Origin of the sequence: Paenibacillus harenae DSM 16969, from assembly GCF_000422465.1 — a bacterium.
Taxonomy (GTDB): domain Bacteria; phylum Bacillota; class Bacilli; order Paenibacillales; family Paenibacillaceae; genus Pristimantibacillus; species Pristimantibacillus harenae.
In genome coordinates this window covers 577,205-603,538 of record NZ_KE383844.1, presented here as the reverse complement: position 1 = coordinate 603,538, position 26,334 = coordinate 577,205, and the positions used below count along the sequence as shown (strand labels likewise).

Below are 26,334 nucleotides of genomic sequence, written 5' to 3'. Positions count from 1 at the left end.
GGGAGAGCCGTAAATGGATCCGCTTAGACCGCAAGACCCGCTTTTGCCCGAGCAGCCGTCAAATAACGATACGCAAGAGAATGCCACGGAGGAGACTCCTGCCGCCGCCTCACCGCCCGGCGGTGAGTTAGAGATTCAGCAGGCTGAAGCTTCAGGAGAATCATCTGTCGAAGCAACTGACGAATTGCCTGCTGATTCGTCTGACGAATCGCTTGTCGACTCGTTAATCGAATCACCTGTCGACGCGCCTTTTGAATCGTCTCTCGAAGTCGAACCGCCTGCCGAACCAACCGTCGGAGCCGCTCAAGAATCACCTGACGAAAGACCTGCCGAACCAATTGCAGCCTCATCTAATAAAATTGCTAACGATCCGCCTACCGAACCAACCGCCGCCTCATCCGCCGACCCTGCCGCAGAGGCCGAGTACCTTCCCCGGCCGTGGCTCCGTCACTATCCGGCGGAGATCCCTGCCTCATTGGATTATCCCGATCAGAGCATCGTTCAGTTTTTGTTAAACGCCGTTAATCGTTATCCGAATCATGCGGCCTTGCATTTTATGGGCAAAACGGTGACCTACCGCGAGCTTCATGCGGATGCCCTCCGTCTGGCTGCCGGTCTTCAATCGCTTGGGGTAACCAAGGGCGACAGGGTCGCCATTATGCTGCCGAATTGCCCGCAGGCGGTCATCGCGTATTACGGCGTTCTGCTGGCAGGAGGCGTCGTCGTGCAGACGAATCCGCTCTACGTGGAGCGGGAGCTCGAGCACCAGATGGCGGACAGCGGAGCCGTGGCCATCATTACGGTCGATTTGCTTTATGCAAGGCTGGCCAGAGTGCGGGGCGAGCAGCCCGGGAGCGGTCCGCTGCCGCAGCTTCGGCATGCCGTTATTACGTCTATTAAGGATGGCCTTCCTTTTCCGAAAAGCATGCTGTATCCGCTTAAGCAGCGCAAAGAAGGCTTCCGCGCGGACATTCCATACGGCAAGCTGGGCGTGGTCTCCTATAAACGCCTGCTTGCTGCGGGAACGGAGCATGCGGCGCTGCCCGAGCCCGCCCGCGGCTCCGACCTTGCCGTCCTGCAGTATACGGGCGGAACGACGGGAACGCCGAAAGGCGTCATGCTGACGCATCGCAATCTGACGGCCAATACGCTGCAAACCTCGGCATGGTGCTACAAGGCAGTTGACGGCAAAGAAAAATTTCTGGCCGCGCTTCCGCTGTTTCATGTGTTTGGATTAACGGTATTAATGAATATGTCCGTCTCGCGCGCCGGCACGCTGGTTCTGCTGCCGCGCTTCGAGACGGAGACGGTGCTTCGGACGATTAACCGGCAGAAGCCGACGATTTTTCCGGGTGCGCCAACGATGTACGTCGCGCTTATTAATCATAAAGCTGCGGCGAGCAACGATCTGTCATCCATTAATGTATGTATCAGCGGGTCGGCGGGGCTGCCGCTGGAGGTTCAGGAGCAGTTCGAAGCGATGACCGGCGGCAAGCTGATCGAGGGCTACGGGTTAACGGAAGCCTCTCCGGTCACGCATGCCAATCCGTTATGGGGCAAGCGCAAGATCGGTACGATCGGTCTTCCGTTTCCGGATACGGACGCCGCCGTTGTGAATCCGGTTACGGGCGAGCGGCTGCCGGCCGGCGAGCTGGGCGAGCTGGTTATTCGGGGACCGCAGGTCATGCAGGGCTATTGGAATAAGCCGCTGGAGACGGATCTGGTGCTGCGGGGCGGCTGGCTGCATACGGGCGATCTGGCAACGATGGACGAGGACGGCTTTTTTACCATCATGGATAGAATGAAGGATGTGATCATTGCCGGCGGCTTTAACATTTATCCCCGCGAGGTGGAGGAGGTCTTGTTCGAGCATCCGGCCGTGCGGGAAGCGGCGGTTATCGGCGTGAAGGATGCCTATCGGGGCGAGTCGGTTAAAGCGTTTATCGTATTGAAGGAAGGGTGGCAGGTGTCGCAGAGCCAGCTGGACCGCTGGTGCAGAGAGAGGCTCGCCGCTTATAAGGTGCCGCATCACTATTCGTTTAAGGAAACGCTTCCAAAAACGATGGTCGGCAAAGTGCTGCGGCGCAAGCTTCAGGAGGATGAGGCCAAGGTTCATATCGATTCATCCCCGGAGGATAAAGGAGGCTAAGCGGCATGGATGAAAAATGGTTTGTCCAGCAGGCGGATCAGGCCGGTCACCTGACGCGGCTGGCGGAACGCGCGCAGTCGACGTTCTGGGGATTGCTCGGCTGTGAGGTCGTGCAGGCGAACGCTAGCAAAGCGACGATTTGCCTGGACGCGTCGCCGCAGCATCTCAACCTGCTCGGCCTTGTCCACGGGGGCGTATTGATGTCGCTGCTGGATAACGCGATGGGGCTCGTCGCCATGCTGTCGGAAGCGAACGAGCGTGCGGTAACGGCAAGTATGAATACGCATTTTCTAACCAGCAGCAAGGGCGGAGTACTAACCTGCGAGGCCGGGTTAGTGCACCGGACGGAGAGGACGCTGACGCTTAAGGCGGAAGTGAAGGATGATGCCGGCAAGCTGCTCGCATGGGGCAGCGGCGCCTACCGGATTCTTTGAGCCGTTACTTTGGCAAGTTGCTTGACCGTCTCGGATTCGCTATAATAATACCTAATATATGGAAACCTTTTCGGTTTTGGAAAAGGTTAAACAAATGATTGAAATTTTCCGATAAATTTTAGTATGGAGAGGGGGCGAGATCATGGTTCAAGGCTGGGTAACGGTGCTTGTACTCGCATTTGGCATCATCGTAGCTGTTGTTGGAGTCATTGCTTATTTAAGAATGTTTCGTAAAGACCGACTGTCTGCATCAACCCGGCCGAAAGCCGATGAATCGCCTCCGCTTCAAGCTTATACGGCCAATGGAGCGGAGAACGGATACAAGTCTGAGGCTAAACCCGAACAAGCCTCCCCGCATGATTAGGAAATGTTAACTTTCATTTTTCATCTAAAATGTTATAATAGTAAGAAAAATTAAAACATTGTGACATTTCAGCCATGGAGATGCCTGCACCGAACGGGGGTTCTTGAGGTGCAATTACCGCTTGCGGTCTCGTATATTGCTGTTTAGGACGACCATCCAACGTAAAGGGGAGGAGATTTCATGGCGAAACACAGCCAAAATGAAGTCAAGGAAAGCCTGAAGGAACTCACGAGAATTTTTCAACCCAAGGACCCGCGAAAGTTTGTTAAGGATTATATTCGTAAATACCGGATTACCGGCGGCTACGAGGATGAACTAACGACATTGGTTGAACACGAATTAGGCAGGATCAACTCCTCGGTTGGCTAATATCATAATGGATAAACCGGCTTTGCCTCTTGTGCTCGCACAGGCGGCAAGGCCTTTTTGTTGTTTGGCATAGCTGGCGTCAGAAGACCAATTCCATGTACAAAATACAGGCTGCGCATCACACGAACATTTTTGCATAAATTCGTCATATTCATCCGGTATGCCTACCCTTCCGCGCGAATAAGTTAAAACATAGACAAATCCGGATGCGTTCGGAAGCGGAAAACGGTCTCGTATACGCTTACATAACCGGATTTGGCTTGCCTAACCTGAGCCTATGCTTGCCAAGCCGGATTTTTGCGGTACAAAACCTTGAGCAGTTGTTTACGAAACCGGATTTTACAAGCAAGACCTAATCGAGGTGTACGAGGCCGGATTTTGCTACGTAAAACTGAAGGAGGTTATCAGTCTCATGGCAGTGGATTTAAAGACGAAGGAAAATATTCGCGGAATCCGGAAGGCTGGGCGTATTGTCGCCGCCTGTCACAAGGCGCTTTCCAAACGAATTGCGCCGGGCGTAACCACGCAGGAAATCGATCGGTTTGTTGAGCGATTTATGTTGGATCGGGGAGCTACACCCGCTCAGAAGGGCTATAAAGGCTACCCGTTTGCGACTTGCGCATCCGTTAACGAAGTGGTCTGCCACGGTTTTCCCGATTCGGTCCCGCTGGAGACAGGGGACATTGTTACGATAGATATGGTAGCTGATCTGGATGGGTGGAAGGCGGATTCCGCATGGACCTATGCGATCGGCAGAACGACATCGGCGACTGAGAAGCTGCTCCAGACCGCTAAGCAGGCTCTTCTTGACGGGATCAAGCAGGCCATGCCGGGCAACAGGCTCGGCGATATCGGCTATGCGGTACAGTCGAGAGCGGAGCGGGCAGGCTTTCAGGTCGTGAGCTCCTTCGTCGGTCACGGGATCGGCAGAAGCATGCACGAATTCCCCGATGTTGTGCATAGCGGTTTGCCAGGCCAGGGCATTCCATTGGAAGAGGGCATGGTCATCACGATCGAGCCAATCATAACTTCGGGGCGTGCGGACATTTACATTGCACACGACGGTTGGACCGCCCGGACACGCGACGGCGCTTGGGCGGCTCAATTTGAGCATACGGTAGCCATCACGAAGGAAGGTCCGGTCGTATTAACGCGATGGGATCCATCCTGAGGGCGAAGTGCTGAAACACTTGAAATCATTCAGTCATAAAAGCTGCCAATAAAGCCGAAGAGCTGTTAACATCGCCTGAATGAGATGATAAATCACCGCCTGCCGGCCTCCGGCGGGCGGTGATTTGCTTATTACACCTTTTCCAAGTATTCGGACAGCTGATCGAACGTTCCGCCATAGCCTTGCTCCATCGAATCGAAGCCCGCCTGGAACACCTGCACCTCTTCGGCAGTCGCGTTGATCGGGGAGCTCTTGAGGGTGAGCGTCGTTTTGCCGTTATCTTCGGCAAGGGTTACCGTATTTAATATTTCGAGCGGCCATGGATCGTCAAACGGAGGCCGGGTAATATTGGCTTCCGCATCGGAAAAGGAATTGACGAAGACGATCCGCTCCGGCGCGACGATCTCCCGGTACAGGAATCTGCCCCACATTTCATCGCCGTCCGGGGTCCGCATGATGTAATGGAATATTCCTCCGGGCTGGAGATCCAGCTTGACGACGCTGAGCGTGAGCCCCTTCGGCCCCCACCAGTGCGCCATATGCTCCGCTTCGGTCCATACTTTAAAGACGAGCTCGCGAGGGGCGTTGAGCACGCGCGTAATGACAAACTCCTTCTCGGCGCCGCTTGTTGTGCCGTTGCTTTCTGACATAGTCATTCCTCCAAAGAAACGTAATTTTTATATTTTTCCATAAACGCAGCCAGACGATGCAAGGTTTTCACGCTCCAAATATACCCCATAAGGAATATTCCTGTCAATGTATATTATGGCTTCTTGCTTTTATTTTCGGAGAAGACGGGGTCGGGTCTGTCATACATTCGTAAGGTATTTCTAATGCTTTCGCAAGAGGTTCGTTCTTGTATGGTTACGATTGTTCGTTAAGATGAGGGGCAGGTAGAGTAATCTTACGAAATGAATCCGGGAGGGAAATGAAAATGAGAAAAGGAATTTTGGCTGTGCTATTACTGGGGAGCATGCTTGCGCTAAGCGCTTGTAATGCGAATGAGAATGAGATGAAGGAGGAGATGAACGGCTCGGATAATGCGCAATCCGAAATGAATGGGAGTAAGGCAGATGAGAATATGGGCGGAGAGATGACAGACGGCGAGATGAGCGAAGAAAGCATGAAGGATGAAGGCATGAAGGAAGAAGGCATGATGGATGAAGGTATGAAGGATGAAGAGATGAAGGATGCGGAAATGGGCGGCGAGGATATGAAAAAGGGAGAAATGGGCGAAGAAGAGATGAAAGACGGCGAGATAAAGGAAGAAAGCATGAAGGAAGAAGGCATGAAGGAAGAAGGCATGATGGATGAAGGCATGAAGGAAGAAGACATGATGGATGAGGGTATGAAGGAAGCGGAGAAGGACGGCAAAGGGATGTAAGAGGGTGCCCATGTCAAGAGAGATGATTAGAGTCTGAGGATGCATGGAAAAAGAATGATTTGCACAGGCAATCGGTCGGTTCTCCTTGATGAAAGGATGCTGGCCGTTGTCTGCTGTTCGTTATACATTTAGAAAGCTGACAGGAAGGCTCGCAGTCACTGCAGTGCAGAAGCTGCTGCTGCCGGTTGGAGTCGTATCCGTACAGAAACAATTGTATAATGTAGGTAGAGAACAAGATGCGGATAGAAGCAGGAGGGACCAGCGGTGAGCGCCAAAATTATTGTAGCCGACGATGAACGGAATATTACGGATGTTTGCCGTCGTTATTTGGAGCGCGAGGGCTGTTCGGTCTGGGTGGCGGCGGACGGCGAGGAAGCGCTGAGCCTGTGGAGCGAGCATCGTCCGGATCTGCTCGTGCTCGATCTGATGATGCCGAAGCTTGGCGGGATCGAGGTATGCGACCGGATACGGCAGGTCGAGGAGACGCCGATCATTATGCTGACGGCACGAGGGGAGGAAGCCGACCGGCTGCTTGGCCTAACGATGGGCGCCGACGATTATATGACGAAGCCGTTCAGTCCGCGGGAGCTCGTGCTGCGCGTCAAAAATATTTTGAGAAGAACGGGCGTTCAAGCCGTTGCGGCGGCAAAAGAGCAGCTACTTGCAGCAGGTGGCGCAGGGGGATCAGCAGCGGGAGCGGAGAAGCCGCTCTTTTTCGACGGATTATCGATCTTCCCTCAGGAAAGGCGGGTAACCGTTCGAGGAGAGGAAGCGGAGCTGACCGCCAAGGAGTTCGATCTGCTGCATTTGTTAGCGCTCTACCCGGGCAAAGTGTTCTCGCGCAGCCAGCTGCTGAATCAAATCTGGGATGTCGCATACGACGGAGACACGACGACCGTCACGGTGCATATTCGCCGCCTGCGGGAGAAAATCGAAGACAATCCGTCCGACCCTTGCTGGATCAAGACGGTGTGGGGAATCGGCTATAAGCTGGACGGCAAGGGAGCGGGCGGATGAAGCTGCGTACTTATTTATTGCTGGCGAATACGATCAGCCTTGCGTTTATTATTATTTTGTTGGTGGCGTTCTACCGTTACATGCTATTAACGATGGAGCAGTTCATATGGTTGACGGCTGCCACGGTTGGCGCGGGGGCGGTGTCGGCGGCGCTTTATTTTGTGCTGCTGCGTCCGTTGGTAGCTTCGGTACGGCGTGTCGGGGAAGGCGCCGGTCGCATTGCGGCGGGCGATCTGAAGGCGAGAGTCGAGCATACGGGGCTCAAAGAATTCAGGCAGCTGGCCGAGCAGTTTAATCATATGGGAAGCAGCCTGGAGGAGAGCTTCCGCCAGGTGAAGGCGGCCGAATCGGCACAAAGGGAGCTTGTCGCGAATATGGCGCATGACCTGCGAACGCCGCTTGCTTCGGTACAGTCTTATGTAGAGGCGCTGGAGGACGATGTCATCCAGGATGAGGAGACGTTTCGCTCTTACCTCGCTACCATTCGTTCCGAGACCGTGAGGCTCGGCGAATTGATTCAGGATTTGTTCGAGTTATCGACCCTCGATAGGGTGAAGCAGGAGCCGGAGGAGTTCCGGCTGTCGATCGTGGAGGATGTGCTTGTCGAGCTGCTGCCGCGGTTCACGTTGCCGCTTGAAGCGAAGTCGCTGCAGCTTAAGGTGAAGCTGTCCGAGCGGCCTTTGAAACTGCAGATCGCGCCGCGGCATTTGCAGCGGATTTTGCAAAATCTGCTCGAGAATGCGGTAAGGCATTCTCCGCGGGGCGGCGTCATTTCCATAGAGGCGGAGCAATCGGAGGAACGAATGGCCAGGCTGTCTGTCTCGGACGAAGGCGAGGGCGTTCTGGCGGGCGAGAGGGATCGGATATTCAAACGATTCTATCGCTCCGATCAATCGCGAAGCCGCGAAGGCGGCGGTGCGGGTCTTGGCCTCTCGATCGCGAAGCGGCTTGTCGAGCAATATGGCGGGCAGATTGGCGTTCGGGAAGCCAGGCGGCAAGGGAGCGAGTTCTGGTTCACCCTTCCGGAGGCTGCCGAGGGGATAAGCTTGCGCGGAGTTGGAGGTCACGGGAAAAAGGAGGCGGATGACGAATGAGCGGATTACTGGAGCGCTTGCGCAAGGGCTATGGGAAGAAGCTGGTCTCGCTTCATGCGTGGAACGGCTGGATCGTTGTCATTCTGGCCTTAACGGGACTCGTTCTGATCGGCGGGTTCTGGCGCGGTTTCCTTGGCGAGGGACGGGTATGGATCAAGTGGCTGCATATCGTCGTCGGCATTGCGTCGATCCTGCCGGTCGTCTACTATTTGCTGCTTGCCGGGAAGCATTGGAAGCAGCTGAAGCAGAAGCCGTGGCAGCGGTTCAATGTGCTTGTCGTGCTCGCGCTGCTGCTTGGCTGGTTCGTCTCCGGCGTGCTGCTGTGGCAGTTCAAGGCGGTCGGTCCGGGCGTCTCGAACGCAGCTCTGGTCGTGCATGATTTGCTCACCTGGATCGGGCTTCCCTATATCATTTACCATTCGATTACGCGGGTCAAATGGCTGAAGGAACCCAGCCGCCGAACGATTAAGAATGACGCGTGTGCGACAGAGGGACAGGGGCTACATCCCGCCGCGCCGCAGCCGGTCTATACGCGGAAAGCTTTCATCCGCGGGGCGATCGGCGCCGGGCTGGCGGTTACGCTTGGGCCATCTTTCTTGAAGTGGCTGGGCAGCTCGCTTGGAAGCGCCGGGGGCAGCCAGACGATCGATAAGCTGATCGAGGAGAACGCGAATACGCTCGTGCCCGATCCGGTACCGCTGCCTGCTTCGGCGCCGCCGATGGGTGGAGGGGCTCAGGGACATTTTCGCGTGTATACGGTAACGCCGATTCCTGCTTTTTCGAATGGGAACTGGTCGTTCACGATCGATGGCCTTGTCAACAAAAGCTTCAAATGGAACTGGGAAAAGTTCGTGGCGCTGAAGCGGACGGTGCAGGTCAGCGATTTCCACTGCGTGACGGGCTGGTCGGTATATAAGAACACGTGGGAGGGCATCCCGCTTAAGACGCTGCTGAAGGAAGCGGGCGTGAAGCCGAACGCCAAGACCGTGAAATTTTACTCGGGCGATGGGGTGTACACCGATACGCTGACGCTGGAGCAGGCCGACATGGACGATGTCATGGTCGCGGTCATGCATGACGGCAAGCCGATTCCGAGCGACCTCGGCGGACCGGTCCGGCTTATCGTGCCGAAGATGTACGCGTACAAGTCGGTGAAGTGGTTGAACCGGATCGAGCTGATCGAAGGGGAGCATGTCGGGTATTGGGAAGAGCGCGGTTACTCGAACGATGCTTGGGTGTGATGGAGGCGGCGGCAACCGCAATACCCGATGTTCCCGGCCTCCGGGATGCGGGATTCGAAACAACGAAGTCGTATGCGGGAAACTGAAGCGAGTGGATCTCATATAGCGAGAATCCGGCGGCGACGGGGGACGAGGAGAAAACGAGTGGAAACTAGTTAGTATGCTTCTGATGAATACATCGCCATGCGGCTTGTGAGCTCTGGCGATGTATTTTTTTATGCTCCGGAGTCAACATGGGTCAACGTGCGACTCTGAAAAAACGTTCAGGAAGTACCTGACCAAGTCTCCGCTCGTATTGCTTTGATATATCGTACAGCACCCATGTACGCAGTTGAAAAAGGCCGGTAGTTCCCGCGCTCATAAGCGGTTGCCGGCCATTGTTAATTTAATGCCCGTGGAGGTTAAAAGAGCATTGACGTTGATGATTGGTTTTTGGTGCGCTTATCGCAGCGCTGCTGATGCTGGTTGTCACCATTTTTGTAGCGTTAAACCAAAAGAAATAGACTGCCCCATATGCCGGAACCAAAGCTGACCGCGTTCGATTATAAATGTTTTTTATCTGGCGGCACGGCTGAATATCGACTAGACTATACATTGTTGTTGCTAATGAGAAGGAGGAGACGCCATGGCTGACCAACAGAAAATATCTACGATTTGGTTGTTGCGTTACTTGAAGCCGGTTAAGGGGCGGATCTTCCTGCTGTTAATTCTGCTGCTTGGATCGACGAGTCTGCAATTGATTAATCCGCATGTCATTCAACGCTTTATTGATGCGGCGGCGGGGAACGGGAGGATGGCCGATTTGCTGGAGCTTGCGGCTTTGTTTCTTGTACTCGCTGTCGCCAATCAATCGCTGGGGGTCGCGGTCACTTACTTGGGGAACGATGTGTCCTGGCGCACGACCAATCGACTTCGCGGCGATTTGCTGAAGCATTGCCTGCGGCTCGATATGCGATTCCATAACCAGAAGACGCCGGGCGAAATGATCGAGCGTATTGACGGAGACGTGTCCAGCATTTCTAATTTTTTTGCCATGTTTATTGTGCAAGTCATCGGCAGCTTCGTGTTGCTCACCGGCATTCTCGGATTTATGTATACGGTCAATGTGCCGATCGCTGTTGTGATGACGGCGTTTACGCTTCTATCCGTTCTGGCGATGACGATAATCCGCAATGTGGGCGTCCAGTCTTCCAGTATCGATCGTGAAGCGAGCGCCACTCTGTTCAGCTTGATCGAAGAGCGGATTGCCGGCATCGAAGATGTGCAGGCGAACGGGCATGTTCCTTACGTCATGAATCGCTTCCACCGTGCCATGCGCGCCGTCTTTCTGAAAGGGAGAAGAGCCTGGATGCTTCGCGTTGTACCTTGGAATATGACAGTTGCCTTGTTTACGCTGGCAGTGACGGCTGTCATGGTACTGGGCGTTCGTTACTATATGCTTGGCGAGATCAGCCTGGGCATGCTGTATTTGATCTACCAATATACGCAAATGCTGAATGATCCGATTGAAAGGCTTGGCGATCAGGTGCAGGAATTCCAAAAGGCAAAGTCGGGTATGCTTCGTTCCCGGGAATTGCTGTCCCAGCGCACGGAGATCATTGACGGCGAAGATGAGCGGCTTCCAGAGGGCGCGCTCAGTCTGGAGTTTGAACAAGTATATTTCAGCTACAACAAGGATAAACCGGTTCTGCAAAATATTTCGTTCTCGCTGCAGCCGGGGGAGCGCCTCGGCATAATTGGGCGAACAGGCAGCGGGAAGTCCAGTCTTAGCCGGGCGCTGCTTCGCCTGTACAATCTGGACAGCGGCGTTATTCGCATTGGCGGGGTTGATATCACGAAGCTCGCATTGCCGGCGTTGTACCGCCGGGTCGGTATGGTGACGCAGGATGTTCAATTGTTCGACGGCACCCTTCGTGACAATTTAACCTTGTTCAACGAGAACGTATCCGATACGTCTATTATGGAGACGATTGAACGGCTTGGTCTGCGTCCCTGGATTTTGGCTCAACCGGAAGGGTTGGATACGCATTTGTCAGCGGGCGGCTCATCGCTGTCGGCTGGAGAAGCGCAGTTATTCGCGCTTGCCAGGGTGTTTCTTGGCAAGCCGAGCTTGATCGTTCTGGATGAGCCTTCCTCGCGGCTTGACGCCGCGACGGAAGCGATGCTGCAATCCGGAGTGGATCAATTGCTGCAGCACAGCACGGGCGTCATCATTGCTCATCGGCTGGCTACCTTGGAGCAGGTGGATAAAATTATGGTGGTGGGCGACGGCTTGCAATTGGAATTCGGACCGCGGGAAGAACTGGCGGCGAATCCGGCATCGCATTATGCCAGACTGCTGCAAAGCGGACGAGAGGAGGAGCTTGCATGACAATCACCGGGTTTATCGGCCGGCTCTTTCGATTCAGACTGGCCTTATTTCTTGTGAATGGCGTGTTATGGTGCGCCTTTCATTCGCTGCCGCTGCTGATCGGCATCGGCATGCAACGTTTTTTTGACCGGGTGGCTGTCGAGGGCTCGGAGTTTATGTGGCTTGCTGCGCCGCTTGTGTTTATCGCGGTTGTCAGGCTTGCAAGAGTCGGCGTTTTTTTCGCGGCGTTTTATAAGTGGATTACTTATATTTATCATATTCAAGCGATCTTGCGCACGAACATGCTGGCCGGCATTATGCGCTGGCCCGGAAGGAACCTGCCGGCATCGCCGGGCGAGGCGATGAGCCGATTTCGCGATGACGTTAATGAAGCCGTTGAATATGCGGAATCCTGGGTCGATTTTTGGGGAATGTTCGTGTTCGCCGTCATGTCAGTTAGTATTATGGCTTCGATCAACTGGCGGATTACGCTTGTTGCGTTGCTGCCGTTTGCGCTGGTAACGCTGATCAACAATTTATCAGGGAGCCGCGCCCGCCGCTACGGAAAGCAGAACCGTGAGGCGACAGGGAAGGTGACGAGCTTCATCGCAGAGACCTTCGGGGCAGTGCAAGCATTGAAGCTTGGGCAGGCTGAGGAGCATGTCTCCAAACGCTTCGAGCATTTGAACGAAAGCCGCCGTCAGGCGGCGCTCAAGGATGATTTGTTCAAGCAATGGATGAAATCGCTCAGCCAGCATGTGCTAAGCATCAGCACCGGGCTTGTTTTACTTATGTGCGCAGCGGAGATGAAGGCCGGTCAATTTACAGTAGGCGACTTCGCGTTGTTTACAAGCTACTTGATGAGTATCGGCTACAGCATCTCTTTATTCGGTTATATGGTGTTCCAGCATAAGCGGCTAAAGGTTTCATTCGACCGGATGCGGATGCTGTTCAGATCCGGCGAAGAGGACCGCATTATGGAGTTTCGGGAAACCTATCTGCATAAGGAACCGCCTCCGCAGCCCGAGACCTTGCAGGTGGATAGAGAAAAGCTGCGTGAATTGGAGGCAAGCGGCTTAAATTATCGATATCCGAATTCGGACAACGGGATCGAGAATATTCATCTCAGATTGAAGCGCGGCCAATTCCTCGTTATTACCGGCCGTATCGGCTCAGGCAAATCGACGCTGGTAAGGACGCTGCTCGGGCTGCTGCCCAAGCAGCGGGGAACGATTCGCTGGAACGGCCAAGAGGTTGACCCGGCGAGTTTTCTGATGCCGCCCTATGCTGCCTATACGCCGCAGGTTCCGCGTTTGTTCAGTGATACACTGAGGGAAAATATAGCGGTAGGGAAAGAAGACAGTGAATTCGCTCTTGAACGCGCGATTCGTTTATCCGTTATGGATAAGGACATCCGCGATCTGGATAAAGGTCTGGAGACATTCGTCGGCCCAAGAGGCGTCATGCTGTCCGGCGGTCAGATTCAGCGGGCTGCGACAGCCCGCATGCTGATGACAGGCGCTGATTTGTATATATTTGACGACCTGTCCAGCGCACTCGATGTGGAGACGGAGCAGAAGGTATGGGACGGATTATTCAAGGAGCGCGATATGACTTGCATTGCCGTATCCCATCGTCGGGCCGCACTGTCCAAAGCCGATCACATCATCGTCTTGAAGGACGGCCGGATTGAGGCGGAAGGCAGCCTGTCCGAGCTGCTGGCAACGAGCGAAGAAATGCGGCTTCTATGGCAAGGGGAGGAAACTCCCGAGTATAAGCTGGTCGAGAATCAGAGTTGATTTCAGATCCGGCCTCGATTATCGGTTACCGAAGCGCTTCCGCTAGCTGGAGCGAGTGAATTTCCAAGAGGAAAAACCGATTGTCACAGGAGAAGAAGAGACGGCATTGGACCGTTTCGAACGCGGATTTAGGGCTGCGACAGGTTGCCGGAAGGCAGGCTGCCGCAGTCCTCTTTGGTCTTTTCGTCCAGCCGCTTGCAACAAGAGGCCGGGGCAAGCCGTGTAAGGAACCCCGTAAACGTTTCCGGTTCAGAGGCGGCCGATGGCCACGAATAGGGCTAACGCCATGAACACGATGTTCACGCCGATTTCACGATATTCTTTGCGCATGACATGGAAGACGGCGCCGAAAAGTACGATGGCGGCCAGCCCGATGGCGGCCATCGGCGTCAATACGGGTGCGACATTCGTCGCCTGAGGCGCAATTAACCCCAGCGCCCCAATGAGTTCCGCTATCCCGATAAAGGAAACGAACCCTCTCGGCACATCTTTTACCCAAGGCCATGACGCTGCTGCCTGCACAGGCAGGAACGCCTTCATCCAACCCGAAAAAATAAAGCCCGCTCCCAGAAGCCCTTGTACGATCCATAACGCGATATTCATGTTGATCACTCCAATGATTGTTCTTCATGCATGCTCAGCTATATAATATGGATTGGGATGGTTATTCGGAAGTAGGCACTTTTAATAAACGTAGTATAGAAAAATAAACCTTAGGCCATTAAAGGAGCGGATGACGATCGAATGACCACGTATTGTAAATTTGAAACGGCGCTCGACATCCTTGTCGGGAAATGGAAGCCCGTTATTTTACTTCGTTTATTATCAAACGGCACGATGAGATTCAGCGAGCTTCAAAAAGCGATCCCGGATGTGACCAAAAAAATGCTGACGCAACAGCTGCGGGAATTAGAGTATCACGATATCATCCATCGCGAGGTATATCGCGAGATTCCTCCCAAGGTCGAATATTCCATTACGGCGTACGGTCAGCGATTGACCCCCTTGCTTCAGGCCATGAATGACTGGGGAGTGGCTCATATCGAGCATTTGAACGAGTTGTATGGTGAGGCGGGGACGGAGGAAGCGTTAAAACGGAGTTGAAGAGAATCATTGCGATGAATGGAAATAGAGAGGACGGAGAACTGAATGAAGAATATCGTTTCGTTAAAATGGGTGCTGGCCCGCATGTACGAGCCGGACATGGTCATCGTAGACTGCCGCTTCTTGATGGGCAAGCCGGATGCCGGCCGGGAGTTGTACGAAGCCGGACACATTCCGGGAGCGGTCTATCTGGATTTGGAGAAGGACCTGTCCGCGCCGGCGGACGAGCATGGCGGACGTCATCCGCTGCCGGACGCCGCGGAACTGACGGGCACGCTCAGCCGCGTCGGAATCGGAAACGCTTCGCGCGTCGTCGCATACGACGATCAGGGCGGCGCGATGGCTTCGCGTCTGTGGTGGCTGCTCAAGTATCTTGGGCATGAGCAGGCGTACGTCATGGACGAAGGCTTCACGGCTTGGACGAACGCGGGTTTCCCGGTTACGTCGGAGCAGAAGGTGCTCATTCCGTCGAAGTTCCTGGCAACAGTCCAGCATAACATGCTGGCGGAGATGGACGAAGTGAAGGAATGGCTCGGCGACGAACGCGTGACGCTCATCGATTCGCGCGAAGCGCCGCGCTACCGGGGCGAGGTAGAGCCGCTCGACAAGGCGGCGGGCCACATCCCTGGTGCGATCAACCGCTTCTGGAAAGACGGCCTGACGGAATCGGGCGCTTGGAAGAACGATGCCGCGCAAGCCGAGCGCTTCGCCGACTTGGGCCGCGACCGCGAGATCATCGTCTACTGCGGCTCTGGCGTGACCGCGACGCCGAACGTGATCGCGCTTCAGGAGGCGGGCTATAACAAGGTGCGGCTGTATGCGGGAAGCTGGAGCGATTGGATTAGCTATGAGGGGAATCCGATTGCGACGGGGGAAGAGTAAGAGCCGAGAGATCGCGTCGGGGTTAGGGGCTCTGACAGCTGTTGGCGGGCAGGTCGCTCACAGCCCTGATCATGTTTCCCGTTCAACAGATTGCAAACAAGAAAGAGAAGAAAATATGTTCAATTCATTTTAAATCCGGATTTGCACCAAGATTCCATCTAACGCTTCTGTATTATAATGCTGGTTAGTGCAGCAAGTCATTGAAATACTCGGCAAAAGGAGGCAGATGCTATTGGGAATAAAAGGATCAACCCCGGTTATTGCTTGTGATTCAAGCATTAGTTCTTTAGAGAAGATGAAGATCGGTAATTTAGACCAATGGATACTTATCCGAGGCGAGAATGTAAACAATCCGATTGTCCTTTTCCTTCACGGGGGACCTGGAAATGCACAGATCGGTTGGGCACCAGAACATCAGTCACTACTAGAAAAAAGTTATATTGTTGTCAATTGGGATCAACGTGGTTCGGGATTATCTTATAATGACGGCATTTCTGAAGAAACCATGAATATTGATCAGTTTGTTCAAGACGCACATGAGTTAACAGTGGCTTTAGCCAACAGATTTCAAAAAAAGAAGATATTTGTTGTCGGCCATTCATGGGGAAGTATTATAGGCATGTTATTGATCCAAAGGTACCCGGAATTATTTTATTCGTATATCGGAGTAGGACAAAGTGTACATTTGGCCAGAGGTGAGTGGCTGAGTTACAAATTTACTATGGATTATGCTGAAAAGAATAAAATTCAAGAAGCAATTGATGAGTTAACTCAAATCGGTTGTCCGCCTTATCAGGATATGCTGAAAGGCTTGTTTATCCAAAGAAAATGGTTGAATCAATTCGGAGGTGTCGTATATAAGCACAGGGAGTTTTTTAGAAGGACCGAGGATACGATTAGGGATAGAACAGAGTACACGGATGCAGATATCGTAAAATTAAGAAAAGGGAATTTATTTTCGATTGAAACAATGTGGGCTGAAGTATTGAATGTTAATCTATTTCAACAAATAATTGAAGTTAAAGTACCAGTTTATTTTTTACTGGGAAAATATGATTATAATACCCCTAATGAAATAACAGAAGAATTTTTCAATATATTAAATGCACCATCGAAAGAATTAATCCGATTTGAAGAATCCGCACATAACATTCCTTTTGAGGAACCGGAACGATTCGCCGTTACACTACGACACATAACGGCCAAGCATTTCCATCCATGATTGCACGCAGGTAAACTGGCAGGATAGGTACAACAAAAGCGTAGCAAAGCCGAGGGAAGCCGTTCAATCGGGGAAGAGCCGACTGCTGACAACAGCCATCAAGCTGCAAACAACAGCGTTGAAGCCTCTTAAAAGCTCCAACCACCATTTGAGGTGCCACCTTGCTTCACTTGGCCTTTTGTTGGCGTTCTATTCGGCTTGACCTAGCCACAGGTGGATACTTCGCCTTGGCTCAAACCATACTGTTTCAACAACCCCTCCACTGGCTTCTTAATTTCCAATCGCTCCCAAGCTTAGCCAAGGGAGGTCGTTGCACATGGGTCTTGGCATATCCATCGAGGCATTCCCGCCGCGCTGATCGGAACCCCTGCTTTTCGACGTTGGAACTATTCAAGAAAAGGGGTTCGTTGTGGGACATGGATAGAGGGCTGCAACGGGTCATGGATGTATGACCTGTTGCGGTCCTTTTTTGTTGTGTTTCGTTCAACGGCCTACAAACAAGAAGTTGAATAAAACAGTTGCAGAAACTCCTGAGAGATCCACAGTTGGGCGGTTGTCACTTCACTACCAACTGCTGCCACCTTCTGTCAACTGTCGAGGCTGTTCCGCTTGCTCCTACTCTACGGCATTTGAATTTTTAGTCTACAAACTTCTTCTCCCAAATTGCTCTTAAGCGTAGTCAAGGGAGATCGTTGCAAATGGGCATTAGCATATCTTCGGAGGTATTCCCGCCGTACTGGCCCCCACCTTCTTACTATTGTGCAACTGTTATCCTCGATCTGACGTCTAGATGGTTAAAATAGGAAGGGGTGTTTGTTTGAAGAAGATAAATCTCCTCATTCTCTTAATCGTTATTTCAGCGATCCTTGTTGGATGTGTCGATTCGAACGATAAGGATAAGAGAAAGAACCGAACATTGACCGATCTTAACGCTGTTAATTCTATTACTATCCAGACCGTTAGCGGCGGATTGATGACCATAACGGACCAGAAGTCAATGGAACGTTTCAATGAAGCCATTCATACTGCTAAATACGACAGTGCGCAGCTTGATATCGCCTCACCTGATTATATGGCTTCTGTAGAATTTGCGGATAGTGAAGGCGTGAAGTTCTCATTCTGGTTGAGGGGAGAGAATGACGGCTTATTCATCAAATCCGGCCAGAATGGGCATTACAGGCTGGCGGGAACCGCGAAGGCTGCTTTAATTGACTTGTTTCAATCAGAAGAACAACTAATTGAAAATCTAAAGATTAATGAGAATATCAAACAAATCATACTCGCGAGTTCACTCGCTCACGGTTCAGTAAATCCTGAGGTTGCAGTTGAATTCACAGATCATGAAATAATAGATATAATCGTTCGAGCTATCCATACCGCAGTGCAAATACCAGGAATATTAAACACGGCAATTCCCGACTATGATATCGTTCTTGCTTCGGAATACAAGGAATACGCTTTTCATCTATGGATCGACGAAACAAGCGAGCAAGCCATGCTTATGGATATGACAGATACACATACCGGCTATAGGCTTACGAAGGAATCTACTGCTAAGATGAAAAAGATTATTTTCGAGGAATTAAACTTGAAAGCCTTGGAATTTAAAGCAGAGCGGAACGCTAACGGTGATCTTGTTGCCAAACCGATTGGTCTATCACAAGATAGCTATACGTTAAGCGGAGGGCCTGAAGTTGAGCTGCAGGGAATCTCGTATCACACCATTCATTTGTTCTATGGGAACCATAATGCAATCAACGCTTTGGTAGCCCATGATCCTTCTACGGACGAGGTGCATGTGAAATGGAACGATAGGCTGAGCAATTCCGGTAATCGTTGGAACAACACATTCATGAGCAGTTATAATATGTTAATTCCGCTCGTTGACGATCGTTTATTATTTCTGGAATCTGAACTAACGGAAGAAGCGGGGCAATACCACTTGTCCACTTACAATGTGGTTACGGGAACAACCGAACGGCTTCGAGAAAACTTCTGGCCGCTTACGAATGAGTATGATTACATCTACAAAACCCAGTGGAAAGCCGATGAGCAGAAATTGTTCATGCAGAGTTACCTCGGGAATGTGTGGATCTTTGACTTGAAGACAGGAGAGGACGATGTCCATCTTCTGAAATATCGCGTAATCCCTCATTCGACGACCGGAGCGCCATCCCTGTTCCTCTCGCCAACCTTCGAGAGGTTTGTACATGATGATGAGAGCGGACAATTGACCTTTTACGATAATAAAGGGGTTCCGCTTCAGACTATACCACTGCCGCAGGAGGAATATGTGCCGTCTGAGAAAATAAAGTGGAATCCGACCGGTACGATTGCCTGGATGGACCGGGCAGAGGGCGAATTGGATCGAATCCTTGCGATCGATATCGACTATTTGAAAATAGCTCCTATGCAAATCGATTTTTATAACCCGGACGGACTTCCAATAGGATCCATTCAGGCTGAAGGCGGGCAAGAGGGTGCTGCAGTAGAAGTTGCGGGATGGATGAACGAAAATGTCGCCGTGATGAAATCCTATACGGTAGAGCTTAAGGAACCAGATAGTTACGGCCTTCATGTGAAAGATGTTTCTTATTATCTCTATGATGTAAGGAAAAAGAAAAAAGGGGACGCTTCTAAGTCCATGCCGCTCCAAGCAATCGTTACTTCGGATCGACAATGGGGAGATATCGATGAGGGGAATATCATTGTAAGCCATGAAGAGATAACCTATTTAGAAGGAAAATAATTGTACTGCGACGCCGAATGTTTTCGCCTTGCATGACGCGGGCTTCAAGAATGGGAAGCTGTATGCGGGAATCTGGTGCGCTCGGGTTTCTTACCGGCAAAACCCTGTAGTCACGGGAGATCGGTGAAGTGAGCTGGTCCCGTTTTCGCGCTATGCTTGTCTACAAGGCGGTATGGTACGGACGAAGCGTCATCATGGTAGGGGAAGCATTCCCATCAAGCCAGCTGTGCTCGGCTTGCGGCTATCGCAACCCCGAGGTCAAGAAGTTGGGACTTCGAGAATGGGAGTGCCCCGCATGCGGAACGCACCATGACCGCGATCATAATGCAGCCAGAAACATTTTGAAGGAAGGATTGCGCCTCCAAGCCTTGATGTGAGCGTCAAGGTTTCAACCGCGGGAACCGCGGAGCTAGCCTGGTCAAACTACCTGCCATTGGGCGGGCTTACCCAGAATCCTCACCCGCGTTAGTGTTTAAGTAGGGGTAGTTCAAATGAGAGTAACCCCTAAAGGAACCTATATTTTTGGGGAACTGTCGAGTAGAGGGAGAATTATTCACCAGGAGCTTGGCCTGAAACCGGTTGACGCTATTCCGAAAGACGAGGGCAGTGTAAACGTCTCTTTGGAAATGCTGCCGGAATACAATCCGGACCATATCATTCTCCAGGTGGACAGCGGCGAAAATGCGGAACAGGCGAGAACAGCTTATGAAGACATGTCAGATAGTTCGGTCTGGAATAATCTTAATGCGGTTAAAAATGGTCATGTTTATCTTGTGGGGGATAATGAATGGTTTAACTTCGGTTTTTCGCCCGTAGCCAACGCATATGCCATCGATGAGATCGTGAACGTATTTGAAAAAAATAATTAACCGGGACGGAGTCGAGCAGCGATGTACGATCAATTGGCCCGAATGATTCGGGAGAGGAGAACCGTCAGGAAGTACAGCAAGCAAGGTATTCCGGATCAGGTAATCCTTGAATGGCTGAACGATGCCGTATGGGCGCCGTATCATTCAGCCAAGGATCCGTGGCGGTTTATCCTCTTCTCGGATGCAGGACGGAAAACATTTGCACAGGCAGTGCTTGAAACTTATACCCGGCAAGAACTCGAGCAATATGGCGAGAGTGCGAAGCGGGATTACTGTGAAAATGCGGCCGCACACCTGATTGTTGTCGCCAGAGAAGAACCGCGGCCGAGGGAGGCTGAGGAGCTCTTCTGGCGTGCGCGGCATTTATTCAGAACTTTCAGCTGTTGGCATGGAACCGGGGAATCGGAGTCGTCTGGAAAACCAATGAATACAACTGGGACCCGCGATTCCGCAAGGCCATCGGGGTTCAACCCGGGGAGAAGGTCGTTGGCGCCCTTCATATGGGATATTACTCTCCAGACAATATACCGCAACCACGCCCCCGCAAAAAGGCAGAACAGTTGATAACCTGGCACAAGGAATGAGGGGAGAGGGAGTAATCCCTCTTTCCTCTATTTACAATACGGATATCAAGAAGATTTTCTCGCGAATGCTTCTCTGTTAGACGAGATACGCTTAGAGAAACTCAAGCTAATGCCTGCCGGGTAAGGATAGCGCTTCACCCGGTCGTCCGATAGACCTCACGAATCGCGTCCTCGATGTCCGGCTCCTGGACGCTAAGGTCGCGGATCGGCAGCTTTCCCGATAAGTCGGCGATCAGCTCGGCCGCCGTAATGCCGGATTTGTCGAACTGATACCACACCTTGAGCCCGTCCTGCCGCACGATCTTCGCGTGCTCATGCCCGGGCAACTGCGCAGCTTCGGAGAGCTCGATCACGAGCAGGCGGTGCGGCGCCAACTTTCCGACGATCGCGTCCAGCGGTCCGTCCTCGACGATACGGCCGTGATTGACGACGAGCAGACGCGAGCACAACTGCTCGACGTCGTCGAGGTCATGCGTCGTCAATACGACCGTCATGCGCCGCTCGCGGTTCATCGTCCGAATGAACCGGCGAATCGCATGCTTTGCATCGGCGTCGAGCCCGATTGTTGGTTCGTCGAGGAACAGCACCGTTGGCTCGTGGATCATAGACGCAGCCAGATCGCCCCGCATCCGCTGGCCGAGCGAAAGCTGGCGCACTGGCGTATCGATAAAATCCTCAATGCGCAGCACGTCGTTTAGCATGTCCAGCGTCGCCTTAAACCGTTTGTCCTCGATCCGGTAAATCCGCTTGAGCAGCTCGAACGTCTCGCCCAGGCGCAAATCCCAGTACAGCTGCGTGCGCTGACCGAACACGACACCAAGCTGGCGCACGACGGCTTTGCGTTCTTTCTGCGGCGACAAGCCGCAGACACGGATACTGCCGGCCGTCGGGTGGAGGATGCCCGTCAACATTTTGATCGTTGTGCTTTTTCCCGCGCCGTTAGGTCCGATATACCCGACGATATCCCCTTGCTCGATGTCGAACGACAAGCCGTCCACGCCCCGCACAATCTTTTTATCCGGGAGAACCAGACTGCGCAGCGCGCTCCCAAGTCCCGTTTTTTTGCGCACGACTACAAATTCCTTAACCAAATCGTTAACTTCGATAATCGCCACTCTATATGCCCCCTATGAACCTGCGCTCTCGTATTTGCGTAATCCCATCCGGAAAATCGTATAAGCAACAGCCATGCAGACGATGCCCGCGATCGGCGTCCAAATCGCCATGCCAAGCGGCAGCTCCAGCGATGATGTCTTGCCAAGGAAGCTCTCCGCCGGATAGAAGCTGATAAAGCCGATCGGGAACAGAAACGTCAGCACCGCCTGCACCGCATGCGGGTACAGGGTCAGCGGATACATGGTCGTTCGCTCCAATGTCGCAACCGACATGTTGATCAGGTTTCGGCTGCGTTTCGTCCAGAAAGCGACCGCCCCGACGATCGTGTACAAACTGCCGCGAATGAACAGGCCGCCGATCACGACGAGCGCAAGCTTGACGACGTTGCCGGGTCCCCAGACGAAATCGACCGCGTGTGCCGCATACAAGAAGATGACGACGCCCGGTATGAGGTCGATTAGTCCGATGAAGTTGAAATATCCGGTAATGAATTGGAAAAAGACGTTCATCGGACGAAGCAGCAGCCGATCGAACTCTCCGCGAATAACCGCGAACTCGGTGCCCCAAGTCGGGATGAAGAACACGACGACGAGCCCGTGGCTGAGCAGCCCGAGGCCGTACAGAAATGCGAGATCGTCGAACGCCCATCCTTCGAGCGGCTGGAACCGGTCGACGATAATGCGGAGCATCCACACGCCGGCGAAATATTGCGTCGGGATCATGAGCAGCCAACTGACGAGAAAAAGAGGATATTCGAGCTGCCGCTGAATCGCCAGCTTCGCGTAATAGCCGAATACGGTCAAATAGTGCCTAACATCGCTCATGCTCGCCTCATCCTCCCTGTACCATCACTTTGCCGCGCGCCCGCGTCCAAATCCAAGCGAGCAGCACGCCGAGCAATGCGATCCAGATCAACTGCACGCCCATTCCGCGCAGCGCCTCCGCGGGCTTTGCCATGCCGATGTAGACGCTGAGCGGCAGCTGGTACGTATACTGAAACGGCAGCCACTCCGACACCCGCTGCAGCCCTTCGGGGAAAAACCATAGCGGCACCATGCTCCCCGACAGCACGCGGACGAACGCATCCTTGACCATGCCCAGATTGCCGAGCTCGGCCACCCAGAAAGCAACGAGTCCGACCATCGCGCTCATGAGCCACAAGATCATGAAGCTGAGCATGCAACTGACGGTAAACAACGCGGCCGCTATCGGGCTGTCCGGCATCGGGAATCCGAACAGCAGAGCCGCCATCAGCACGAGCGGAACCGCTTTGTTCACGATCGAGCTGACCATGGTCCCAAGGTCCTCGGACAAATAGATGCCGAGCAGGTTCAGCGGGCGCATAAAGTCTAGCGCGATGTTGCCTTCACGAACTTGGGTGTAAATCGTGTTCTGTACGCCGGTGCTGAACACGGCGGTCATCAGGACGGAGATGACCGTGTACGTGATCATGCCGTCCAGCCCGACGACGGATGCGCCCGACCCGAGAACGTCGCCGCCGTATGCCGCTTTCCAGATGAAGACCGTCGCCGCGAGCAGGATGACGTCGCCGATCATGCCGATCCACACGTCGAAACGGTAGGCGAGCGAGGTCAGCATCCGCATTTTAATCAGGTAACCGTAAGCCCTCATGTCCGACCACTCCACCCAACTTGAATTATAAGAATAAATTGAATAAACAATAGCAGAAAAGAGGGAGCCCGTCACGATAAATTTTACATATAAGAGTTTTTTTCCGGATTCCATTCCGGATGCATAGTTCCTTGTAAATCCGAATTTGAGATGCAGAGTTTCATTCGAAATGTACAATTAAAATGGCTTTATACAAAACTTGATAGCTGGAGTGGTTGGATTTTTATGAGGGAAATCTAGTGGCGACGGGGGACGTAGAGATGGCTTGAGCAGGATAATAGTATGCGACTCGGATACACCTTTACGGCGATGTCCTCTTTGCACTGTACTTAAATGCGCTAAAAGATAACACGGAGTCAACGCTCGCGCTCTGAAAACATGTTCATGAAGCTTCGGGTCGAGCACGATCGTATGCATCAATATTTTGCGCATCCGTCGATAGGCTTTCGACTGCAAACAACCACCAACATGCTGCAAACAACAGTGTTGTAGCCACCTACCATCCGGTGGCGGCGGGGACGAGGAATAGCTGAAAGGCATAGAATAGTATTCGTTTGTCTGTTAATCCATCTGACAAATTATGCTATAATAGGACAAGCACATAGAATGCTTGCAAGGGTGGTGGGCTACCTCTCCAATAAGGGAGGGATGCCTATGGAGGTTAAAGACGCGTTGACGCTGATGATCAGTTTTGGTGCGTTAATTATTGCGCTGCTAACGGTGGTTGTTACCATCGTTGCAGCGATCAACCAAAAGGAATAGACCGCCCCTCTGCTAGGTGAACGGTCTATTTCTGACTAAATAACCAAAGCCGACTGCCTTTGAAGCGGTCTACTGTGCTAGGAGTCGTGTTGGCGCACGGCTCCTTCATTAGTTTTATTATAACGGTGTGAGTTTATACATGCAATAAACAATGGTTATGCCCGCGAGAGGGGAATATCGCGTGAACTTGTACTAATCAATGTTAGGTCGATTGCTGGACGGGAAGACGCCGATTCGCAGTAAAGGATATTACATAGCAGGTGATCAGGATGAGGCTGGGTTTAGCGAGAGTCCGCCGATCCCAGCGGAAATTACGGATGAATACAACAGCATCTATGTTTATATGAACACGATGAATTGTTTGATAAGACGCTAGAAACATATCAGAACAATAATGCCGATTATATGACACAGGATCGAATTCAGTCGCTGAAGTATAATTACGGGGAAGGAATTCTTGAAGGATTGACGGAATTATCGAGTCTAAACAGCTTCGAAGGAAAAGTCTATGAGAAAATTGCGTTCTACGTCGAGGCTCTGTACTTCTGTGACGTTCGATCCTCATAAACAGAGTTTTGGAAAAATCGTGTGTTATTCAGCGAGGCCATTAATTGTACCAAACGGCGATAAATGAACGGGTCTATTGTTAGCAGAGAGGAGGAAAATCCAATGAAGAACTTATTGCTTAAGTATATGACTAGATTTACCCCTCTTAACGAAGCAGACCAGCAGACGATTCTCGACGAGATCCTTGTTGAGGCATATAAAAAAGGAACGGTACTCCTTAGACAAGGAGACGTTCCCGCTAAATGTTACTTCGTGCTGAAGGGTTGCGTCAGGCAGTATTCGGTTGACGAAGGAGGCAAAGAGATCACGTCCAACTTCTATACGGAAGAACAAGCTATCTCGATGTTCGTTCATCCTAAACCGTCCGAGTATGCCTTTATGTGTCTGGAAGACTCCTGTCTTGTCGTTGGCGACTTGTATACCGAAGAGGAAATGTATCGCAAACACAGGCAATTGGAGCTAATGACACGCAAGATGATCGAAGAAAGTTTCGGGCAGATGCAGGAGGAGTTCGCAGCATTTATCGCGTCTACACCCGAAGAACGATTCAAATCGATGTTACGGAACCGGCCTCAATTAATCGATCGGGTACCCCAGCATCAATTGGCAAGTTTTTTGGGCTTGACTCCGGAATCATTAAGCAGAATTAAGAAACGAGTCCAAAGTTCATGATTTGCCTCCTTTGAAAAGCAGCCATAATCCAAAGCCGAATTCTCCCGCAAACATGGGCACCATGAATACATATTCAAGTACCGAAACAACCCCTTCATATTGCGGCAAAAAAGTGCTGCATATGTGAATCGCGATATAGCCGACGGAGGCTATTAATAATAAGATGCTAACGAGTTTAGGGATAGAGCTTGATTTGAAAGCGACATAGCCCGCAATTAGAAGATGTCCCCCGAAAATAATTAAACCAACAGACCAGATCGATTCGAATGTATCCATATGCAGAAGCGTCTGAGCTTGAAGATAATCGGTTGGAAACAGGGATGGATCATTCCTTTTATCCGTAAGGTGCATGACGAACAATAAGTTTGCGATCGCTATTCCCAGAATCGCCGAATAAATAAGACGGAGCCACGCGCCAAGCAAAGAAAGATGGCGATGGATAGGCTTCAGAAAAATATAGAAGGCCCAAGCGACCGCAATATCGCAGATGAGGATGACGACCCAACCAAAAATTTCAGCCTTGAATAGCATGCTCGATAACTGGATGTTCCGGAACGTAGTGCCGGCATCCCCTTGCGCCATAAGGCTTCCATGGATAAAGCCATACGAAAAAAATGCGGCTAACACCATCAGGATAAGCGATATTCCCCCAGTCAGCGCAGCTTTTCGCTGATCCGATCGTTCTTGTTTTGAGCTAACCATCGAATAACCCCCTCATTATTGTTTTGATCTCATTGTAATGGGAGAGCTATGAATGTTCATTGACTTAAGTCAAGGGACGCGTGATGAGGAAATGCGACTTC

The 26,334-nt window shown here is 52.0% G+C and carries 28 protein-coding genes and 2 pseudogenes; 23 read left to right on the top strand and 7 right to left on the bottom strand.

The genetic code is table 11. The features are described 5' to 3' along the window. The first annotated feature begins 13 nt into the window (after nt 1-13). The 4 genes from H581_RS35535 to H581_RS0126910 all read left to right on the top strand — a co-directional run bounded on the left by H581_RS35535 (nt 14) and on the right by H581_RS0126910 (nt 3,316). On the top strand, nt 14-2,149 hold the full coding sequence (locus H581_RS35535) for a long-chain-fatty-acid--CoA ligase (RefSeq protein ID WP_084134803.1): 2,136 nt from the start codon (nt 14-16) through the stop codon (nt 2,147-2,149). A gap of 5 nt (nt 2,150-2,154) precedes the next feature. Beyond that, nucleotides 2,155-2,583, top strand: a complete 429-nt coding sequence (locus H581_RS0126920; RefSeq protein WP_051251396.1) for a PaaI family thioesterase — start codon at nt 2,155-2,157, stop codon at nt 2,581-2,583. Nucleotides 2,584-2,725: 142 nt separating this feature from the next. Beyond that, nucleotides 2,726-2,947, top strand: coding sequence for a hypothetical protein (locus H581_RS0126915; protein ID WP_028612711.1), 222 nt, complete (start codon nt 2,726-2,728; stop codon nt 2,945-2,947). A gap of 180 nt (nt 2,948-3,127) precedes the next feature. Then, nucleotides 3,128-3,316 (top strand): hypothetical protein, encoded by a 189-nt coding sequence (locus H581_RS0126910; protein WP_028612710.1) that lies wholly within the window; start codon nt 3,128-3,130, stop codon nt 3,314-3,316. A gap of 2 nt (nt 3,317-3,318) precedes the next feature. Here H581_RS0126910 and H581_RS38650 read toward each other — a convergent pair whose 3' ends face one another. Next, nucleotides 3,319-3,471 (bottom strand): hypothetical protein, encoded by a 153-nt coding sequence (locus tag H581_RS38650; RefSeq protein ID WP_156889696.1) that lies wholly within the window; start codon nt 3,469-3,471, stop codon nt 3,319-3,321. Between the two features lie 257 nt (nt 3,472-3,728). Here H581_RS38650 and map point away from each other — a divergent pair, with 257 nt between their 5' ends. Next, complete coding sequence (map, locus tag H581_RS0126905; protein ID WP_036720125.1) at nt 3,729-4,487, top strand: type I methionyl aminopeptidase; 759 nt, start codon at nt 3,729-3,731, stop codon at nt 4,485-4,487. 131 nt (nt 4,488-4,618) lie between these two features. On the opposite strand, the gene H581_RS0126900 is transcribed toward map, so the two are convergent. After that, nucleotides 4,619-5,137, bottom strand: coding sequence for an SRPBCC family protein (locus H581_RS0126900; protein ID WP_028612708.1), 519 nt, complete (start codon nt 5,135-5,137; stop codon nt 4,619-4,621). Nucleotides 5,138-5,421: 284 nt separating this feature from the next. Here H581_RS0126900 and H581_RS0126890 point away from each other — a divergent pair, with 284 nt between their 5' ends. From H581_RS0126890 to H581_RS0126865, 8 genes are all read left to right on the top strand, one after another. After that, a complete protein-coding gene (locus H581_RS0126890) occupies nt 5,422-5,871 on the top strand; it encodes a midas domain-containing protein (protein WP_028612707.1) in 450 nt (149 codons plus the stop codon). A gap of 106 nt (nt 5,872-5,977) precedes the next feature. Next, the gene (locus H581_RS38100) at nt 5,978-6,139 is read left to right on the top strand and encodes a hypothetical protein (RefSeq protein ID WP_156889695.1); all 162 of its coding nucleotides are present in this window, start codon (nt 5,978-5,980) and stop codon (nt 6,137-6,139) included. Continuing rightward, nucleotides 6,136-6,888, top strand: a complete 753-nt coding sequence (locus tag H581_RS0126885; protein WP_028612706.1) for a response regulator transcription factor — start codon at nt 6,136-6,138, stop codon at nt 6,886-6,888. The genes H581_RS38100 and H581_RS0126885 overlap by 4 nt, the downstream gene beginning before the upstream one ends. Next, a complete protein-coding gene (locus H581_RS35530; protein ID WP_084134802.1) occupies nt 6,885-7,982 on the top strand; it encodes a sensor histidine kinase in 1,098 nt (365 codons plus the stop codon). The genes H581_RS0126885 and H581_RS35530 overlap by 4 nt, the downstream gene beginning before the upstream one ends. After that, nucleotides 7,979-9,223 (top strand): molybdopterin-dependent oxidoreductase, encoded by a 1,245-nt coding sequence (locus H581_RS0126875; protein ID WP_028612705.1) that lies wholly within the window; start codon nt 7,979-7,981, stop codon nt 9,221-9,223. Before H581_RS35530 ends, H581_RS0126875 begins: the two co-directional genes overlap by 4 nt. A 458-nt stretch (nt 9,224-9,681) precedes the next feature. After that, nucleotides 9,682-9,726 carry a hypothetical protein gene (locus tag H581_RS39530; RefSeq protein ID WP_342663459.1) on the top strand — a complete coding sequence of 15 codons (45 nt, stop codon included), beginning with the start codon at nt 9,682-9,684 and terminating at the stop codon, nt 9,724-9,726. Nucleotides 9,727-9,848: 122 nt separating this feature from the next. Further along, on the top strand, nt 9,849-11,594 hold the full coding sequence (locus H581_RS0126870) for an ABC transporter ATP-binding protein (protein ID WP_028612704.1): 1,746 nt from the start codon (nt 9,849-9,851) through the stop codon (nt 11,592-11,594). After that, nucleotides 11,591-13,372 (top strand): ABC transporter ATP-binding protein, encoded by a 1,782-nt coding sequence (locus H581_RS0126865; RefSeq protein WP_028612703.1) that lies wholly within the window; start codon nt 11,591-11,593, stop codon nt 13,370-13,372. Before H581_RS0126870 ends, H581_RS0126865 begins: the two co-directional genes overlap by 4 nt. Nucleotides 13,373-13,621: 249 nt before the next feature. Here the strand turns inward: H581_RS0126865 and H581_RS0126860 are convergent, their stop codons facing one another. Beyond that, nucleotides 13,622-13,975 (bottom strand): DoxX family protein, encoded by a 354-nt coding sequence (locus H581_RS0126860; RefSeq protein ID WP_028612702.1) that lies wholly within the window; start codon nt 13,973-13,975, stop codon nt 13,622-13,624. A 141-nt stretch (nt 13,976-14,116) separates the two neighbouring features. Here H581_RS0126860 and H581_RS0126855 point away from each other — a divergent pair, with 141 nt between their 5' ends. From H581_RS0126855 to H581_RS39395, 8 genes and pseudogenes are all read left to right on the top strand, one after another. Beyond that, nucleotides 14,117-14,476: a winged helix-turn-helix transcriptional regulator gene (locus H581_RS0126855; RefSeq protein ID WP_028612701.1), complete on the top strand. Its 360-nt coding sequence runs from the start codon at nt 14,117-14,119 to the stop codon at nt 14,474-14,476. A 45-nt stretch (nt 14,477-14,521) separates the two neighbouring features. Continuing rightward, the gene (locus H581_RS0126850; RefSeq protein WP_028612700.1) at nt 14,522-15,358 is read left to right on the top strand and encodes a sulfurtransferase; all 837 of its coding nucleotides are present in this window, start codon (nt 14,522-14,524) and stop codon (nt 15,356-15,358) included. Between the two features lie 232 nt (nt 15,359-15,590). After that, nucleotides 15,591-16,580 carry an alpha/beta fold hydrolase gene (locus H581_RS0126845; RefSeq protein ID WP_051251395.1) on the top strand — a complete coding sequence of 330 codons (990 nt, stop codon included), beginning with the start codon at nt 15,591-15,593 and terminating at the stop codon, nt 16,578-16,580. Nucleotides 16,581-17,397: 817 nt separating this feature from the next. Further along, nucleotides 17,398-19,329, top strand: a complete 1,932-nt coding sequence (locus tag H581_RS0126840; protein ID WP_028612698.1) for a YhfM domain-containing protein — start codon at nt 17,398-17,400, stop codon at nt 19,327-19,329. A gap of 143 nt (nt 19,330-19,472) precedes the next feature. Continuing rightward, nucleotides 19,473-19,706 (top strand): annotated as a pseudogene (locus H581_RS0126835) (zinc ribbon domain-containing protein); the annotation flags it as partial. 114 nt (nt 19,707-19,820) lie between these two features. Continuing rightward, on the top strand, nt 19,821-20,198 hold the full coding sequence (locus tag H581_RS0126830) for an ABC transporter substrate-binding protein (RefSeq protein WP_028612696.1): 378 nt from the start codon (nt 19,821-19,823) through the stop codon (nt 20,196-20,198). A gap of 21 nt (nt 20,199-20,219) precedes the next feature. Further along, nucleotides 20,220-20,444 (top strand): annotated as a pseudogene (locus H581_RS39400) (nitroreductase family protein); the annotation flags it as partial. 137 nt (nt 20,445-20,581) lie between these two features. Beyond that, on the top strand, nt 20,582-20,782 hold the full coding sequence (locus H581_RS39395) for a nitroreductase family protein (protein WP_281169575.1): 201 nt from the start codon (nt 20,582-20,584) through the stop codon (nt 20,780-20,782). Between the two features lie 134 nt (nt 20,783-20,916). On the opposite strand, the gene H581_RS0126820 is transcribed toward H581_RS39395, so the two are convergent. Genes H581_RS0126820 through H581_RS0126810 form a run of 3 tightly spaced genes read right to left on the bottom strand, consistent with a single transcriptional unit; the run spans nt 20,917 to nt 23,530 of the window. Then, nucleotides 20,917-21,897 (bottom strand): ABC transporter ATP-binding protein, encoded by a 981-nt coding sequence (locus tag H581_RS0126820; RefSeq protein ID WP_028612695.1) that lies wholly within the window; start codon nt 21,895-21,897, stop codon nt 20,917-20,919. A 12-nt stretch (nt 21,898-21,909) separates the two neighbouring features. Continuing rightward, nucleotides 21,910-22,722, bottom strand: coding sequence for an ABC transporter permease (locus H581_RS0126815; RefSeq protein WP_028612694.1), 813 nt, complete (start codon nt 22,720-22,722; stop codon nt 21,910-21,912). Between the two features lie 7 nt (nt 22,723-22,729). Then, on the bottom strand, nt 22,730-23,530 hold the full coding sequence (locus tag H581_RS0126810) for an ABC transporter permease (RefSeq protein WP_028612693.1): 801 nt from the start codon (nt 23,528-23,530) through the stop codon (nt 22,730-22,732). 654 nt (nt 23,531-24,184) lie between these two features. On the opposite strand from H581_RS0126810, the gene H581_RS38510 reads away from it, so the two are divergent. Then, nucleotides 24,185-24,292, top strand: coding sequence for a putative holin-like toxin (locus H581_RS38510; RefSeq protein ID WP_169507548.1), 108 nt, complete (start codon nt 24,185-24,187; stop codon nt 24,290-24,292). Nucleotides 24,293-24,961: 669 nt separating this feature from the next. Next, complete coding sequence (locus H581_RS0126795; RefSeq protein WP_028612691.1) at nt 24,962-25,531, top strand: Crp/Fnr family transcriptional regulator; 570 nt, start codon at nt 24,962-24,964, stop codon at nt 25,529-25,531. Here the strand turns inward: H581_RS0126795 and H581_RS0126790 are convergent. After that, nucleotides 25,526-26,233: a DUF4386 domain-containing protein gene (locus tag H581_RS0126790; RefSeq protein ID WP_028612690.1), complete on the bottom strand. Its 708-nt coding sequence runs from the start codon at nt 26,231-26,233 to the stop codon at nt 25,526-25,528. The two genes, H581_RS0126795 and H581_RS0126790, sit on opposite strands and share 6 nt — an antisense overlap. Nucleotides 26,234-26,334: the final 101 nt, after the last annotated feature.

What these genes read in the sequence shown, in the direction of transcription:
- H581_RS35535 (WP_084134803.1), top strand. Translation starts at nt 14, where the DNA reads ATGGATCCGCTTAGACCGCAAGACCCGCTTTTGCCCGAGCAGCCGTCA.
- H581_RS0126920 (WP_051251396.1), top strand. Translation starts at nt 2,155, where the DNA reads ATGGATGAAAAATGGTTTGTCCAGCAGGCGGATCAGGCCGGTCACCTG.
- H581_RS0126915 (WP_028612711.1), top strand. Translation starts at nt 2,726, where the DNA reads ATGGTTCAAGGCTGGGTAACGGTGCTTGTACTCGCATTTGGCATCATC.
- H581_RS0126910 (WP_028612710.1), top strand. Translation starts at nt 3,128, where the DNA reads ATGGCGAAACACAGCCAAAATGAAGTCAAGGAAAGCCTGAAGGAACTC.
- H581_RS38650 (WP_156889696.1), bottom strand. Translation starts at nt 3,471, where the DNA reads ATGAATATGACGAATTTATGCAAAAATGTTCGTGTGATGCGCAGCCTG.
- map (WP_036720125.1), top strand. Translation starts at nt 3,729, where the DNA reads ATGGCAGTGGATTTAAAGACGAAGGAAAATATTCGCGGAATCCGGAAG.
- H581_RS0126900 (WP_028612708.1), bottom strand. Translation starts at nt 5,137, where the DNA reads ATGTCAGAAAGCAACGGCACAACAAGCGGCGCCGAGAAGGAGTTTGTC.
- H581_RS0126890 (WP_028612707.1), top strand. Translation starts at nt 5,422, where the DNA reads ATGAGAAAAGGAATTTTGGCTGTGCTATTACTGGGGAGCATGCTTGCG.
- H581_RS35530 (WP_084134802.1), top strand. Translation starts at nt 6,885, where the DNA reads ATGAAGCTGCGTACTTATTTATTGCTGGCGAATACGATCAGCCTTGCG.
- H581_RS0126875 (WP_028612705.1), top strand. Translation starts at nt 7,979, where the DNA reads ATGAGCGGATTACTGGAGCGCTTGCGCAAGGGCTATGGGAAGAAGCTG.
- H581_RS0126870 (WP_028612704.1), top strand. Translation starts at nt 9,849, where the DNA reads ATGGCTGACCAACAGAAAATATCTACGATTTGGTTGTTGCGTTACTTG.
- H581_RS0126865 (WP_028612703.1), top strand. Translation starts at nt 11,591, where the DNA reads ATGACAATCACCGGGTTTATCGGCCGGCTCTTTCGATTCAGACTGGCC.
- H581_RS0126860 (WP_028612702.1), bottom strand. Translation starts at nt 13,975, where the DNA reads ATGAATATCGCGTTATGGATCGTACAAGGGCTTCTGGGAGCGGGCTTT.
- H581_RS0126855 (WP_028612701.1), top strand. Translation starts at nt 14,117, where the DNA reads ATGACCACGTATTGTAAATTTGAAACGGCGCTCGACATCCTTGTCGGG.
- H581_RS0126850 (WP_028612700.1), top strand. Translation starts at nt 14,522, where the DNA reads ATGAAGAATATCGTTTCGTTAAAATGGGTGCTGGCCCGCATGTACGAG.
- H581_RS0126830 (WP_028612696.1), top strand. Translation starts at nt 19,821, where the DNA reads ATGAGAGTAACCCCTAAAGGAACCTATATTTTTGGGGAACTGTCGAGT.
- H581_RS0126815 (WP_028612694.1), bottom strand. Translation starts at nt 22,722, where the DNA reads ATGAGCGATGTTAGGCACTATTTGACCGTATTCGGCTATTACGCGAAG.
- H581_RS0126810 (WP_028612693.1), bottom strand. Translation starts at nt 23,530, where the DNA reads ATGAGGGCTTACGGTTACCTGATTAAAATGCGGATGCTGACCTCGCTC.
- H581_RS38510 (WP_169507548.1), top strand. Translation starts at nt 24,185, where the DNA reads ATGGAGGTTAAAGACGCGTTGACGCTGATGATCAGTTTTGGTGCGTTA.
- H581_RS0126795 (WP_028612691.1), top strand. Translation starts at nt 24,962, where the DNA reads ATGAAGAACTTATTGCTTAAGTATATGACTAGATTTACCCCTCTTAAC.
- H581_RS0126790 (WP_028612690.1), bottom strand. Translation starts at nt 26,233, where the DNA reads ATGGTTAGCTCAAAACAAGAACGATCGGATCAGCGAAAAGCTGCGCTG.